Source organism: Kribbella pratensis (assembly GCF_004365355.1).
Classification (GTDB): domain Bacteria; phylum Actinomycetota; class Actinomycetes; order Propionibacteriales; family Kribbellaceae; genus Kribbella.
Genome location: NZ_SODP01000001.1, coordinates 1,492,413 through 1,507,308, shown reverse-complemented (window position 1 = coordinate 1,507,308; position 14,896 = coordinate 1,492,413). Strand labels below are relative to the sequence as shown.

General features: G+C 65.8%; 10 protein-coding genes. 6 read left to right on the top strand and 4 right to left on the bottom strand.

The annotated features are described in order from the left end of the window. The first annotated feature begins 4 nt into the window (after positions 1–4). Positions 5–829 carry a PIG-L deacetylase family protein gene (locus EV653_RS07030; protein ID WP_134099092.1) on the top strand — a complete coding sequence of 275 codons (825 nt, stop codon included), beginning with the start codon at positions 5–7 and terminating at the stop codon, positions 827–829. A gap of 79 nt (positions 830–908) precedes the next feature. Here the strand turns inward: EV653_RS07030 and EV653_RS07025 are convergent, their stop codons facing one another. Further along, complete coding sequence (locus EV653_RS07025; RefSeq protein ID WP_134099090.1) at positions 909–3,086, bottom strand: alkaline phosphatase family protein; 2,178 nt, start codon at positions 3,084–3,086, stop codon at positions 909–911. A gap of 204 nt (positions 3,087–3,290) precedes the next feature. Between EV653_RS07025 and EV653_RS07020 the strand changes: the two genes are divergently transcribed. Both EV653_RS07020 and EV653_RS07015 read left to right on the top strand, forming a co-directional pair. Next, positions 3,291–4,448: an EfeM/EfeO family lipoprotein gene (locus tag EV653_RS07020; RefSeq protein ID WP_166679306.1), complete on the top strand. Its 1,158-nt coding sequence runs from the start codon at positions 3,291–3,293 to the stop codon at positions 4,446–4,448. After that, complete coding sequence (locus EV653_RS07015; protein WP_134099086.1) at positions 4,441–5,640, top strand: Dyp-type peroxidase; 1,200 nt, start codon at positions 4,441–4,443, stop codon at positions 5,638–5,640. The genes EV653_RS07020 and EV653_RS07015 overlap by 8 nt, the downstream gene beginning before the upstream one ends. 34 nt (positions 5,641–5,674) lie before the next feature. Here EV653_RS07015 and EV653_RS07010 read toward each other — a convergent pair whose 3' ends face one another. Beyond that, the gene (locus EV653_RS07010) at positions 5,675–6,631 is read right to left on the bottom strand and encodes a helix-turn-helix domain-containing protein (RefSeq protein WP_134099084.1); all 957 of its coding nucleotides are present in this window, start codon (positions 6,629–6,631) and stop codon (positions 5,675–5,677) included. A 621-nt stretch (positions 6,632–7,252) separates the two neighbouring features. Between EV653_RS07010 and EV653_RS07005 the strand changes: the two genes are divergently transcribed. After that, positions 7,253–8,116, top strand: a complete 864-nt coding sequence (locus EV653_RS07005; protein ID WP_202871496.1) for a phosphotransferase — start codon at positions 7,253–7,255, stop codon at positions 8,114–8,116. Positions 8,117–8,588: 472 nt separating this feature from the next. After that, complete coding sequence (locus tag EV653_RS06995; protein WP_134099080.1) at positions 8,589–11,198, top strand: P-loop NTPase fold protein; 2,610 nt, start codon at positions 8,589–8,591, stop codon at positions 11,196–11,198. Between the two features lie 534 nt (positions 11,199–11,732). Here EV653_RS06995 and EV653_RS06990 read toward each other — a convergent pair. Both EV653_RS06990 and EV653_RS06985 read right to left on the bottom strand, forming a co-directional pair. Beyond that, positions 11,733–12,245, bottom strand: a complete 513-nt coding sequence (locus EV653_RS06990; RefSeq protein WP_134099078.1) for an IS3 family transposase — start codon at positions 12,243–12,245, stop codon at positions 11,733–11,735. After that, the gene (locus tag EV653_RS06985; protein ID WP_166679305.1) at positions 12,242–12,574 is read right to left on the bottom strand and encodes a transposase; all 333 of its coding nucleotides are present in this window, start codon (positions 12,572–12,574) and stop codon (positions 12,242–12,244) included. Before EV653_RS06985 ends, EV653_RS06990 begins: the two co-directional genes overlap by 4 nt. Before the next feature lie 327 nt (positions 12,575–12,901). On the opposite strand from EV653_RS06985, the gene EV653_RS06980 reads away from it, so the two are divergent. Next, positions 12,902–14,317, top strand: coding sequence for a restriction endonuclease (locus EV653_RS06980; protein WP_134099074.1), 1,416 nt, complete (start codon positions 12,902–12,904; stop codon positions 14,315–14,317). The last annotated feature ends 579 nt before the right edge of the window (positions 14,318–14,896 follow it).

Genomic DNA, 14,896 nt, shown 5'->3' with positions numbered 1-14,896 from the left:
GCAGATGCAGCGCCGGGACCCAGCAGGGTGCAAGGATGCTGGTATGACGCTGCCGGCTCTGCCTGAGGAATCCTTTCAACGGGTGTTGTGCGTTGTGGCGCACCCTGACGACATGGAGTACGGGAGCTCCGCGGCCGTTGCCCGGTGGACCGCGCGCGGTATCGAGGTCGGGTACCTGCTGCTCACCCGAGGCGAGGCCGGGATGCCGAATCCTCCCGCCGAGACGGCTCAGCTGCGGCTTGCCGAACAGCAGGCCGCGTGCGACGTCGTGGGAGTCACCCATCTGACCGTCCTCGAGCATCCGGACGGTGTGCTCGTCTACGGCCTCGACCTGCGCCGCGACATCTGCCGGGAGATCCGCCGGTTCAAGCCTGACGTCGTACTCGGTGTCGGGTACGACGTGGAGACGCCGTTCGGCTTCGACCAGGCCGACCACCGCGCCGCCGGGCTCGCGACCCTCGACGCGATCCGCGACGCGGGCAACCGCTGGGTCTTCCCCGAACAGATCGACGACGAGCAGCTCGAGCCGCACTCACCTCGCTGGTACCTCGTCCCCGGCCTGGGCGGCAACGCGACCCACGGCGTCGACGTCACCGGCGAACCGCTCCGCAAGGGCGTCGCCTCACTCGAGGCACACGCCGCGTACCTGGCCGCGCTCCCCTGGCACCCGGCCCCCGCCGAGTTCATCCCGATGTTCGCCAGGATGAGCGGCAAGGCCATGGGCGTCGAGCACGCCGTCCTCTTCCGCGCCCACGACCTGCAAGCACCGCCCGCCTTCCCCACCGACGACGCCGACGACACCGACGACACCGAGGACACCGGGGACTGACAGCGCGCGACGCAGATGTGCCCGCGATCCGGTAGGAACGCGGGCACATCGCGATCAGCTCAGCACAGTGCGCGAAGGATCACTTCTGCGCAGCGCGCCCGGCGTACCGCTGCTTGAAGTCCGCAGACTCCTTGGCGGTGATGATCACGTCGTAGTAGCCGTCCTCGGTCGGCCAGGTGACGACGCTGTGCTTGCCGGCCGGCACCACGATGGTCGTCGTCTTCCCGGCGAAGTCGTTCGCGGTCAGCGTGTAGGTCACTGACCGGCCGCCGTTGGCGGACAGGGTGAACGCGACCGTCGGGTCGACCCGCCCGTGTCCCTTGGCGAGCCGTACGTCGACCCGCGGCTGGGCCGAGGTCCGGTCGCTGGCCGGGACCACGGTGCCGGCGAAGGACCGGATGAAATGGTCGGGGCCGTAGAAGGTGAAGGCGTACTTGCCGTTGGTCGCCTTGGTGTCCCAGGCGTACGAGCTCGACCGGCGGTTGCTCGCCGTGAGAGGCAGCGCGTCCTGACCGATGCCGAGCGGCTCGGCGCCGGTCAGGGCGGGCACGTACTTGTCGGCCAACCCGACCAGGTTGACCGCCTTGCCGTCGGGACCGCCTTCGACGGTGAAGGTGACCGTCACGGCCCCGGTCACGGGGTTCTCGACGAGGACGCCATTGGGCTGGAACGACAGCGGGCTGCGCTTCGCCTTGCCGGTGATCTTCTGGGTCGGCATGACCTGCGCGCCGACGGCCGGCTGGGGCACGGGCGGCAGGCCGGCATCGGTCACGACCGACTTGAGCAGGTCCGCCGGCTTCGGCAGGGTCGGGAACGACGTGTCGAAGTTGCGGAAGTCGATCGCCGACAGCAGGTTGCCGGCGACGCCGCGGCGCCAGTCGTTGATGTTCTCGCAGATGGCCGGCCTGCCGAGGCTCTTGGTCCACTCCTCGATCAGCTGGATCGTCGAGGTGTGGTCGAAGACCTCGGAGTTGACGAAGCCGCCACGGGTCCACGGCGAGACCAGCACGAACGGCACCCGACCGCCCATGCCCGGCTTGATTCCGGGCGCCCGCTCGCCGACGGTGCCGACCTCGGGGATCGGCGGTACGACGTGGTCGAAGAAGCCGCCTTCACCGATGCGGTTCGCGTGGTCGGGCTCGTCGTAGTTCAGGATGATCAGCGTCGACTCCCACAGTTCGGGGTTGTCGTGCACCGCCTGGATCACGCGGTCGGTGTAGACCGCGCCGTTGTTCGGAGCGTACGTCGGGTGCTCGGTCCACGCGGCGGGCGCAACGACCCAGGACACCTCGGGAATGTCCCCCGAGGCGCAGTCGGCGATGAAGTCCCGCAGCACGTAGTCGACGTTGGACGTGTCGTTCTTGATGCCGGCCGGCTGCGTGGTGTGGGCGTACACCACGTTGCCGCGGGCAAGCAGTCCCTCGCGGGGCAGGGTGTTCTCCGGGGTCGCGTTCGCCGGGTTGAACGCCGCGAACGACCGGACGGTGTTGTCCGTGTAGTCGCCGAGGAAGTCGTCGTCGGTGTCGTTGTTGACGTAGATCTGCCAGCTGACACCGGCCTCCTGCAGCGTCTCCGGGTAGGTCTTGAACTTGTAGGCGTAGCCGTAGTCGCCGTTGTTGTTGATGACCGGACCACCCTGCGTGCCGGCCGCGTCGTTCGTACCGGCCCACATCATGATCCGGTTCGGGCTGGTGCTGGTGTCCAGCGAGCAGAAGTAGTGGTCACCGATCGTGAAAGCCTTGGCGATCGCGTGGTGCCACGGCACGTCGGCTTCCATGAAGTACCGGTTGCGCGCGCTGGTGTTCTGCGCGTTGTACTTGAGGCTGTCGGCGTGGTACGGCAGCAGGTAGCCCTCGGCGCGGCTGTTGGGGTCGTAGTAGATCGTCTGGCCGTTCTGCCAGGTCAGCACCTGCTTGTCGCCGAAGCCGCGTGCGCCGGCCAGGTCGAGGGTGCCGAAGTAGTGGTCGAACGACCGGTTCTCCTGCATCAGGATCACGACGTGCTTCAGGTCCTTGATCGTACCGGTACGACGCGAGTGCTGCGCCGTGGCCGAGCCGGACGTGCTATCGGCCGTGCCGACCGTACCGACCGTCGCGGTCGCGTCCGGCGCGGCGTCGGCCGGGGCGGCCGACAGCCCTCCGGCGGCGGCAACAGCGCCCGCGGCGCCCGCGGCCTGCATCAGCCGGCGTCGGCTGATCCGGTTGCGCTCCGCGGCCGCCTTGGTGCCGTCCGCGGATGCCGAATCGTTGTCAGACATAGGTTTGCTACCTAATCTCTCGTGGCGGGGATTCCTCCAAGAGTCAACTGCCAAAGGTCCGGACCTCGCGAGCATCGCGTCATGAACAATCCCTGAAGACTCAGGGACTCCGTGATCTCGACCTGCCGGCCGGTCACCCGCTGTTCACCGGCGCGTCGGAGTCAGCATCGGATCCGTTCACAACCGCCGCCCAGCGTGGGCCCGGTGAGCAGTACGACGGCCTCGGCGGCCGCACGATCCTTGCCGTCGAGCCGGCCGCGGCCGATCGAGCTGGTCGTCGGCTCGCCGTACGGCATCGACGACTGGCTCGGCGGACCGGCCGGCCGCTACGAGTTCATCTTCGTGAACAACGAGGGCGCCGGCGCGGAGGTCTACCTGGAGGACCCCGCGACCGAGCGGATCTACCTCGAGGTCGAGCACTTCGGCCGCGGCGTCAGCCGTGCGGTCACGGCGTCGGTACCGCCCGGGACATACCGCTGGGTCTGCATCACCGACTACACGATCAAGTACAGCCGGCCGGTCGTCGTCACCGGTGATCCGCTGCCGTACGACGTACACGGGATCGTCCCCGTGACCGGGCTCGACCTCCGGATCCCGATCAACTCCTACGTCGGCTGGATCATCGGGCAGCTGCCCAGGCTGACTGATGAGGTTGAGCAACTGCATGCCGCGGTCGAGCTTGGCGACGCGGCGGCCGCTCGACGCTACTGGCTGACGGCCCACCTCACCTACGAGACGCTGGGCGGCGCCTACCGCGCGTACGACGAGACCGGTGACGACATCAACGCCGACCCGCCGCGCGGCGTCGCCCCCGACCGCCTCGCGGACGCGGACTTCGAGGGCTTCCGCAAGATCGAGGCGATGCTGTGGCACGACCGGCCGATGGCGACGATCGGGCCGTACGTCGACGCGTTGCTCGAGGCGATCGGGCGGCTCGCCGAGGAGCTGGCGCTGCCGAACGCGATCGCGCCGATCGACATGGCCCGGCGGGCTCACGAGATCCTCGAGGACGCCCTGCAGTGGGACCTGAACGGCATCGGTGACGCCGGCAGCCAGACCGAGCTGGCGACCGTGGACGCGAACATCACCGGGGTCTGGCAGGCGCTGAACCCGCTGCGGCCGATCCTGCGCAAGCAGAACCCGTACTTGCACGAGACTGACGAACAGCTCCGGCTGACCCAGCAGCTCGTCCGCAGCCACCACCACGACGACGGCTGGGTCGGACTGGCGGCACTGTCGGTCCGGCAGCGGGCCGCGGTCAACGCAGCCGTGCAGCACAGCGTCGAACTGCTCTCCCACACCGCGGCCATCGTCGACCCCCGCAACGCCACCCGCGACCGAGGCCCAATCACCCATGCCTGACCACAACACCACCGCACCGGACAGCGCCGCACCGGACGTCGCTGCACCGGATAGCCGGTCGTTCGAAGGTGCGCACCAGGCCGGCATCCTTGAGCCTGCGCAGCAGGCGGCGATCGTCGTCGCGTTTCTGGTGACCGCGCCCGACCGGCTGGCGCTGCGGCGGATGTTCCAGACGCTGTCGGCAACCATCCGCTACCTGGTCACCGGAGGCGACGCACCGACCGGACGCGGCAGCGACGACGGTCTCGTCTCAACGCCGTACGAGAACGGCGTACTCGGCCCCGGCATGGTCCCCGACGGTCTCACCGTCACGGTCAGCGTCGGTGCAAGCCTGTTCGACGACAGGTTCGGCCTCGCCGACGCCAAACCGGCCCGACTGCGCGCGATGGACGAGTTCCCGAACGACGCGCTCGACCCCGACCGCTGCGACGGCGACCTGCTCCTGCAGATCTGCGCCGATCACCGTGACACCGTGCTGCACGCGCTCCGCATCCTGATGCGCGCAACCCGCGCCGACCTGCAAGTGCTGTGGCAGCAGGAGGGCTTCACCAGCCCGCCGCGGCCGAGCGGCACACCCCGGAACCTGTTCGGGTTCAAGGACGGCACGGCCAACCACGAGTTCCTCGACCGTCCCGAGTTGCTCGATCACCTGGTATGGACCAAGGCCGGCGGCGACGAACCGGACTGGGTGACCGGCGGTTCGTACCACGTGGTCCGGCTGATCCGGATGTTCGTGGAGTTCTGGGACCGGATCTCGATCAACGAGCAGCAACGGATCTTCGGCCGCGACCGCGACACCGGCGCACCGCTGTCCGGCCGCCCGGGCGAACGAGTACCCGGCCAGGAGGAGTTCCAGCTCCCCAGCTACTACCGGGACGCCCACGGGAACACAGTGCCGCTAACAGCCCACACCCGCCTAGCCAACCCCCACGACGGCACCGCCGACGACCGCCGGATGCTACGTCGCGGCTTCAACTACAGCGCCGGCATCGAGCCCAACGGCCAACTCGACATGGGCATGATCTTCATCTGCTTCAACGCCGACCTGGACCGCCAGTTCGTAGCCACCCAAACCCTCCTCATCGACGAACCCCTGGTCGACTACATCCTCCCCTTCGGCGGCGGCTACTTCTTCGCCCTCCCCGGCGTACAAACTGCCGACGACTGGCTGGGCCGCACCCTTCTCATCTGAACGCCGCACAAACCACAGACGGCGGCCTGGGACTTCAGCTCAGAGGCGTTCGCGGCCCGGTAGCACGCAGAGCAGTAAGGAACCAGGTGAAGACCGGGGCGAGAGAGGGTGGTGGTTCGTTGCCGTTGACAACAGCTAGCAGGTGCCAGTATCGCTCGAGCAGTGCATCGCTCCCGACCTCCACCCGGCGTGCGACCCGCGCCCGGTACTCCGGTGTGTCGGCTTCGTCGAAGGTCTCGCAGTACTGCGTGATCAACACGTCCAGAACCGGCTTCGCGGCCGCGGAGGCAGGATCGACGCCGTCGGCGATCGCCTGCTCGATGGTGTGTCGTACGAACACAGTGAGATCGTGGTGCAACCCGGTCCGGTCCCCCGCCGCCCTCTCTTGAGCCTGATGCTGCGCTGCCCGGCGCACCGCCGCCCTGAAGTCGACCCGGCCGACCAGCTCGGCCAGCTCGATCCAACCCTCGAGCTGCTCCGGGGCCGGCTCCGCGGGCATCTCGGGCATCGCCGAGCGGAGCAACTCGACGAGCTCCGGATTCGCATCGAGGTCACCGAACGCCTCGTCGATGAAGTCCATGATCAGTCGACGACGGTCCAGGTCGGACAGCTCAGCCAGTCGGTGCACGAGTTGTAACTCCTCGGGTCGGGAGCCGCGCCGCGCCACCATCCGCAAAACCGCGCGCCGGATCCGCAGGCTCCGGATCTGCACATCCAAGGCCTCCGCGTGGGCCGCGGCCACCTCGGTAACGGTTCGCTCCCGCTCCAGCACCTGCTGGATCGTCGGAAGATCGATACCGAGTTCCCTCAACGTGCGCACCAACTCCAGCCTCGCCAGCGAGTCGAAGTCGTAGCGGCGGTAACCGGACGGACTCCGGTCTGTCGGAGGCAACACACCGCGATCGGAGTAGAACCTGATCGTCCGCACCCTGAGTCCGGTCCGCTCGGCCAGGTCACCGATCGAGAAGAGTCTGCTGTCTCCAGTGGTCATGGCAACCACTGTGCAGTCTCCATCTAGTGGAGACGCAAGCCGGTTCCGCACTGGCAGACGGCGAACATGATTGCCGCTACGTGACGGCGTCGAGGAGTACTGCGACAGCCATCATCATCCGGTGCCTGATAGTGCCCGGTACTGCGCCTCCTCGGCGACCGCGCCTGGTGGCTGCCCGGTGTCCTCAACCGACGGATCCCAACCCTCCCCGTCGAGGGCAGCCGAGACGCGAACGCGACGCCCGCCCCGAGCCCCCCAGCCGGCGACTGCCCAACCGTGACACCTTGGGCTTCAACATGCAGCGGGTTCTCCTGGCGGACAGAAGTGGACCGCATAATCGGCTCGAGCGTCGAGACGAGTTCCTCGTGCGGTCGGCCAGGCCAAAGGCAGCAAGATGCGCCCGCTCGCCCTCAAACACCAGGCACTCGAGGTTCTAGGGTTCGCTCTTCGGCAAGGAAATGGCATGCGGTCGGGCGTGGAACGGTGCCAGGATGCCGGCATGGTTGCGCGTCTGTTTGAAGTCCGGGTGGTGCCGGAGCCGTACGAACGGTTCATCGGCCCTTCGAGCCAATGAGCCACGGAACCCATCCCGAAGAGCTGCCTACCGAGGTCCTGGACGATGTGGCCGGCGTCGTCGGGGCAGAGGTCACTCTTGTCGGTCGCCTACCCGGAGGCTTCGATGTGGGTGCCATGCGCGTTGAGTTGGCCGGAGGGGCAAATGGAGTGCTCAAAGCATGGCCGAGGGTACGCCCCAACCAGCTGGACGAGTCGTTGCGAACCCAGAGAATCGTCGAGCACATGCGTAGGCGCGGCTATCCCACCCCGGCCTGGCTCGGAGTAGGGGCCACAGCCACTCATGTATGGCACCTCATCGACTTCGTTGACGCAGCTCCCGCGCCGGAGCTGACCCCCTCCCTCGTTGAGCAGCTGACGGAGATCAACGAACTCCAGGCCGGCCAAGCCTCGGAGCCCTACGACCACTGGTCGTACGCCTGGCGGCTCGCCACCGGTCAGGACTTCGGTCGAGACTTAGCCCCGAGTTTGTCGAGGGCTGTCGCCGGGCTTTCGGAGTACTCCTCCGCGGTATCGGCACTGGTCGAGCGCCTGCGGCTCATGTGTGCCGACGGCTCCCCACCAGCAGAGCCACCTGACATGGTCCACGCCGATTTCAAGCCCGACAATGTCCTGGTCCGTGACGGAGCGGTGGTGGCGGTCGTGGATATCGGGAACGCAGGTAGCGGCACGCGGGCGACTGATCTCACCACCCTCCAGTGGCACACCTTCCAGGATCCGCTGGACGATGCCCGACGGCGGCTGTCAACGAGGATCCTCGACCTCGTCGGCTGGGAGGCCGCGGCGGTGCTCGCAGCGACCCAGATCCTCGTGCAGCTTGAGTGGCCCATCCGTCACGGGCGCCACGAGGTCGTTCCAGGGGTGGTCAAGCGCGCCCATCGCGCCCTCGACGAGCTGAACGCGCTCCGCTAACTGGAGCCGGGCCACACGCCCGCGCCATGAACGGCCGCTCGCTCGGCTTCGGCAAGTCCTTCAATGTCAACTCAGGCGACTGGCACCTCGATTGGCTCGAACCCTACCCACCCGATCCACTGATCAACGCCACAATCGTCGTACCTCGAAGTCGTCGACGAACTCATCCAGCTCAGTCGTCCGCTCCGCACAACCACCAAAGTGGTAATCACACTCAAGCCGTCACGAGCCCTTCCGCGCGCCGTGCACCCCTCCGCAGCCGAACAACGTCGGCCTCCAGGAACGCCCCACCCTTCAACACCGAAACCCCAACCACCAACTGCTCCGGCCGCACCCCTGCAGCCACACCCGCGAGCTTCCCACCCGTCCCCACCGCACAGAACACCACATCGGGCACATCATCGGTAACTGTCTGTATCACCAGGTGTCGTTGAGCCCTCGGTACAGGGAACGACTGACCGAGAGGGAGCGGATGGCCACCGAAATTGAGCAGCATGCGTCAGATCTGCTCGAGCGTCTGTACGACAGTGACCGAGCGGGCGAGGACGGGCTCGAGGCGATGTCTGCTTACCTGGACAGCCTCGGCGTCGACAACTCGTACGGATATGACCTGATTGACCTACTGAATGATGCCGGCTATGTCAGGCAGGCCAGCACGCTGGGCGGTGCCTTCGGCCTAATCACAGCGGCCGGGAAGCTCGCTGTTCAGCGGTTACGATCCAGCCGCGCCGATCCGAAGATCCGCGAGGAGGTACTACACCGGGCGATGTTGCTGTGGCTGGACGAGCAGGAGAACAATCACGTCAGCCCATCGAGTTGGGAGCCATTTGTGCTCCTCGCATCGACGGCAGAAGGCGGCGGTTACAGCGAACGGCAGGTGCGGCACGCCGCAGAGTACCTCGCGGAGCGCGGCCTGATCACTGCCGTCAGCGTGGCCCAAGAGCGAGACGGCTGGGTCAGGCCGACCCTACCCGTCGCCGGAAGAACCTATCTCACCGAGACCTCCAGGGCGCGGGAGGTCGTACCGCTTGGCGACCGCGGATCACAGCGGCCACAGACCGGAGACGCCACCACCGCTGAGCAACCGAAGCAGGACAGTGAGGCGACCGCAGCTAACAGCACGGCGCCATTGCGCGCACTGGCCGCGCAACGGGTCGATATGGGCGACACAGACGGCGCTCACAGGCTCTATCGCGAAGCGATAGAGGCTGGCGACAGGGAAGCAATCCTTGAACTCGCCGTCATACTGATCCGCAGCGGCAACATCCGCGAGGCCTCCGATCTCTACAACGACGCGACGGCGACCAACGATCCTGTCGTGATCCGCGACCTCGCACGCGTGCTGGCCGAGGCTGGCGAGAGTCTCACGGCTGAGAGCCTCTATCGCCGGGCGATAGAGACTGGCGACAGGGAAGCGATGCGCGAACTCGCGAGCCTCATCCGGATCTACGATCCCGATGAGGCCGAGCGCCTGTACCGCGAGGCGAGTCAGGCCCGCCACCCGTCCAGGCAACATGCTGAACATCCCAGCTCACGCGAGGCAGCACGGACAGCAGACGACGAAAAGGAGCCGTCACGAGCACCGCTCCTTCCCGGTGCGATGGCTGACACCGTGCCGGAGCCTGGGGACGGGCGGGTCAAGAGTGCAGACACGCTCGATGTTGCACCCGAGGTCGAGATGCTTGTGTCCGTCCTGCTCGCGCGTGAGACGCCCTTGCCGCTGGCCGTCGGACTCTTCGGTGACTGGGGTAGCGGCAAGAGCTTCTTCATGGCACTGATGCAGGAACGGATCGACGAGCTCGCGAATCTTGCCAAGGCTGGGAGGCGAGATGCCTGGCCGTACTGCAAGGAGGTGAGACAGATTCGGTTCAACGCCTGGCACTACGTTGATACCGACCTGTGGGCGAGCCTAGCTGCGACCCTGTTCGACGAGCTGGCCAGTGCCGGCAGGCCCGATATGACCACCGCAAAGCTGAACGAACTCGATCAGGCGCGACGGAGAGTTGTCGAGACCAGGACCGAACGCCAGCGGCTGCAGCGTGAGGTGGAAGAGCTTGAGTTGAGGACAAATCGTCCGGTCGCCGCCACACGAGCTGCGCTCGCTGCCGCGCTGCGTGCGGTACGCGGTGAAGAAAAGCTAACCGACAGGCTTCGTGAGATCGCAGAGCAAGGCGTTCAAGTCTCGGATGACTCGGCAACGGAACTCGTCGACACCCTTGACGCGGTAGATAGAACGATCGGGAAGGCCCAGATCACCTGGCGGCTTTTCAAAGAAGAGGTGCTGTACCAGCGACGGAAAACAACTCTGATCACCTTTGTCGTGTTCCTCGCCCTAGCGGGCGCGGTATGGGCTGTAACTCAGTGGTCTCCTGGGGTCGCCGCACTCGGGCTAATCGGCGCCGTTATAGCCGCGGTGACGCCAGCGTTGAACGGTGCTTGGCGTGTGCTGCATTTGGCGCGTGAGGCACGCGCAGCTCGCCAGCAATCTGTGGATAAAAGACGCGCAGAGCTCACCCAAGCAGAGGCTGCAGAGCGGACGGCAAAGCAAGAGGTATCCCGCGATGAGCAGGAGCTTGCTGACGCAAGGAATAAGGGCTTGCGACTGCAGAAGCTCGTGCGCGAGCGGGCCACCAGTTCGGACTACCGCGATAAGCTGGGCGTGATGTCACGCGTCCGTCGCGACTTCGAGGACTTGGTCAGTCTGATGCCCAGTGGCAATCCAGGCGGCGCAGCGCAACTGGCAGAAAGTACAGAGATCCTGAGCCCGGGTAGTCCAGAGGTTCCCGATGTCGAGAGAATCTTCCTCTACGTTGATGATCTCGACCGTTGTCCACACGATAAAGTCGTCGAGGTTCTTCAGGCAGTCCACCTGCTGTTGGCGTTCAAGCTCTTCGTAGTCGTCGTCGGAGTCGACAGTCGATGGCTTACACGGTCGATCGCCGCACACTACGACAACCTTCTCGACGAGCCGGACAGCTACCTCGAGAAGATCTTCCAGATCCCCTTCGCGCTAGGAGCGATGACACCGCCGCTACCGGGAACTCATCGTCGCTTTAACCCCGCCTCTAACCCCCGGCAATGAGGGTCCTATCGGCCCCTTCGCCTCGCTCCCCGGAACTAGCGCCGACGCGGACGGCGCAGACGTCATGCCTGATCATGTCGTCTCCGCCGGTGACATCTCGGGCGGCGCTCCCGGCTTGACAGACACGACCGATCTCGTGGCAGTTCAACCGACGCCGCCCCGCCCTGAGTTGTTGTCGATTACGAAATCTGAGCAGGACCTCCTCGGCATGGTCAGCGACCTTGTCCCCACACCTCGCGCCGCGAAGCGTCTTGTGAACATTTATCGGATGTTGCGAGTCTCTGTGCCCGATAGCGAGTTGCCGGCATTTCTCCCCCGCGATGCTGCCACTGCGACGGACGATGGCGAGTACCAGGCTGTCATCCTTTTACTAGGCATCCTGATCGGACGTCCATCGGTCGCCCAGCAACTCTTCAACTCGCTGGCTGGGTCATCCGATGAGAGCACCGTCTGGCAGTTGCTCGACAAGTTCCCAGAGTTACACCAGCCTCTCCAACGCGTCCGCGGCCACATGACTGTCTCGCGTATCGATGCCTACCGTCGCTGGGCGCCTCGAGTGGCTCGCTTCTCGTTCCGCACGAGCACGATCCCAACTTCAGCATAGGGATGAGAACGCATCATCCGATCGGACAGCCCGACAACATCGGCCTGACAGAGATCGATCGCGAAGTCGCGGCCGATCAGGTCCGGGCGGGCGGGGGCGGCCGGGTCGGCGATGGTGGTCGTCTTCCACCGCCGGGGTGCCCGCCCGCGCCGGTCGGCGGCCCGCATCAGCCGGGCGACCCGCTTGCGCGAACACGGCTCCCCCTGGGCCCGGAGCTCGTGGTGGACCCGCGGTGCCCCGTAGGTGTGGCGGGAGTCGTCGTGGATCGTGGCGATCTTGCCGGTCAGCTCGGCGTCACGCTGCGCACGCATCGAGGGCCTGCTGGCGCGGTCGGCGTAGTAGGCGGAACGAGAGACCTTCAGCAACTCACACGCACGCTTGACGTTGTGGTCGCGCTGCTTCTCCGCCTCGATGAACGGGTAGCACGCAGCTACCCTGGTCACCGGGTCTCCTTCGCGAAGAAAGCCGTGGCCCGCTTGAGGATCTCGACGTCCTCGCGCAGCCGCCGGTTCTCCCGCAACCGCGCCAGCTCCTCCTTCCCGCTCGAGGTCAAGCCACCGACACCGGCGCCGGCGTCGCGTTCGACCTGCCTCAGCCACTCCCGGACCGCTGTCTCGGTCAGGTCGAAGTTCTTCGCGACCTGACCCACCGACCGGTCGCCGCGCTGGCACAGCTCGACGATCTCGGCCTTGAACTCGGGTGTGAACGATCGACGAGGCCGCGGCTTCTTCTTGCCATGGACTCCATGATGAACATCCTTTCCGGAGCACAAGCTCCTGATCTCGGATGTCCGTCAAACGGGTCAGGCCCACCCGGCGACGTACGGCGGCGAGGACTGAGGCGCTCTTCCCGGTTCCGGAGGCACCACGGACGACTGCACCCGATCTCTCTGAGGCCACCCGTTTCTATCAGCGTTGCCAGGTCGGCGTGCTGCTGAGGACGGTCCAGCTGAAGGACCGGCGTCTCACCCGACTCGGGGCCGATCGAGCCGCTGACGGCGTCGAAGGCCGAGGTAGCTCCACGAGAAGTCAATTGCTATCCAGGACTCCTGAAAAATGGGCTCTCGGTTCATGACGAGCACCGGCGCTACCATCCGACGGTGTTGAAATCTTCGAGCCTAAGTGATGCCCTCGCGCGGCTGGCGCTCATGTCTGACCGCCAGCGGGCTGGCCGGGAGTTCGAGGGCGTGGTCGCGAACATGTTTCGGCAGCAGCACTTCACGGTCGATCGCAAAGCAGGAGCCGCAGCCCCCCGCCAGACCGATCTGTTCGTCCGTCGGTCGAACGACGTCGTGTACCTGATCGAGGCCAAGTACCACCGACGGAAGGCCACTATCGATCACGTCGACTCGCTCTTCACGCGGCTCGAGGCGACGCCACCCGAGGTCATTGGGATCCTCTGCAGTAACAGCGGCTTCTCGGACGCCGTCATCGACCGTGTTCGTGAGCGCTCGAAGCGACCAGTCCTCCTGCTGAGTGGAAACGAGCTGCTCGCCATCGCGGATGGTCGTGAGGACCTGACCCGCCTGCTGCGCCGGAAGAAGGCAACGCTCCTGACACATCGTGAAGTTGAGCTCGATCGCCATTCGAACCGACTCACACGCAAGCCTTCAAAGCGCGCCGACCTGCCGGTATCTCACGGGCTATTTCGGCTCCCAGACGGGCAACAACGTGATGTACTCAGCAGTGGTGGTGACTTCGGACCGTTCGTCTTCGCTCCTAGCCTCTTAGACATCGACTGGGTCGCCGGCGGCGGAGTGGGTGTGTTCGCAGAAATCGAACTCGACGTGGGAGATGAAGCCGCGCTGATAGCACTCCTCCACGAACTAGCTGACATGGGTTGGATCACGCCGAAGGGACGATGGTCGATACAGCAGGCGACGACCAACTGGCACGGCTCCGGCGCAGGTATACTCGCACGGGAGATCAGAGGCTGGCGCCGACGCTACCGAGGTATCGACTCTCTCCATCACACCGAGGAAGCCACGTACTTCGACGTCTGTGACGGTGGCTTCTACACGCTCACTTGCGACCTCTCTGCGTCGAAGGAACGCATCGTCAGGCACGCGACCCTGTCGTTCCAACTGGTTGGGATACCGATCGACACCTCACCCCTTCGGCACCTCTGCGAGACGTTCGAAGTACGACACTCCGTCTTCTTTCGGCCGCGGGAGACGAAGTCGGTCGAAATTACGCACGCCGGGAAGATTCGAGACCACTCAGTCTCCCCGGTGGCGCTGGTGGTGCAGGAGGACGACGAGAACGGAGAGGTCTGGGTACGTGGCATCGTTGTCGAGCAGCCAGGATTCATACCCCCGACCGTGGATGGCAGACGAGGCGACAACTGGCTTGGCGGACACGCGGGTGACAGCCAGTACCTGATCTGCGACCTCCGCTCCTGGCATCCGCTTGGCCACCTCATCGACAATTATGAACTTCACTACTACGAAACTGCCTGGACGTCGGAAGCGCAGTTGGTTCATGTCGTCGCAGATTGGCGTGGACCAATCGGCTAGCGACGTCAAGACGCTGCCGCTCACGTGTCAGGGTTCGATGGCGGATGGAGGCTGACGTCAGAGTCCGGACGGCTAAGTGGTCCGGCAGGCGTGTCGCGCTTCGGAGCTCAATCAGATGAGCGGCAAACCGGTCTTCCATGCTGGTGAGGTAGTCCTGCGCCCGACAGGACATCTACGTGCAGCCCGGCCGCCGTGAAGCGCTGTCTCTCTAGACAGTTCGGCGAGACGCAGCGGGCGCGCTGCACTCCCCGCCGTCGCCTGCGATCGGCAGAGCGATTGCACGGTGGACCGGCTTGTGCGCCGCCGGAGCTGGCCAACAAACAGCCGCCGCGAAGCGGTGTCCTTTGGAGCCTGTCCGGTGAGACGCGGCGGGGAGCCTGGTGGACTCCCCGCCGGGTCGGGCGATTCGCCGGGGCAGCTGCCAGGGTGGACGGACACACACCGCCGGAGGCGGCCAATAGAACAGGCGCCGCGGAGCGGTGTCCTTGGGCGGTGAGCGGCATGGGGCGGCGGGGAGCCTGGTGGACTCCCCCGCCGTACGCGGGATTCGCCGAAGCTTTCCCGTTGGTGCGACCTACA

What these genes read in the sequence shown, in the direction of transcription:
- EV653_RS07030 (WP_134099092.1), top strand. Translation starts at nt 5, where the DNA reads ATGCAGCGCCGGGACCCAGCAGGGTGCAAGGATGCTGGTATGACGCTG.
- EV653_RS07025 (WP_134099090.1), bottom strand. Translation starts at nt 3,086, where the DNA reads ATGTCTGACAACGATTCGGCATCCGCGGACGGCACCAAGGCGGCCGCG.
- EV653_RS07015 (WP_134099086.1), top strand. Translation starts at nt 4,441, where the DNA reads ATGCCTGACCACAACACCACCGCACCGGACAGCGCCGCACCGGACGTC.
- EV653_RS07010 (WP_134099084.1), bottom strand. Translation starts at nt 6,631, where the DNA reads ATGACCACTGGAGACAGCAGACTCTTCTCGATCGGTGACCTGGCCGAG.
- EV653_RS06995 (WP_134099080.1), top strand. Translation starts at nt 8,589, where the DNA reads ATGGCCACCGAAATTGAGCAGCATGCGTCAGATCTGCTCGAGCGTCTG.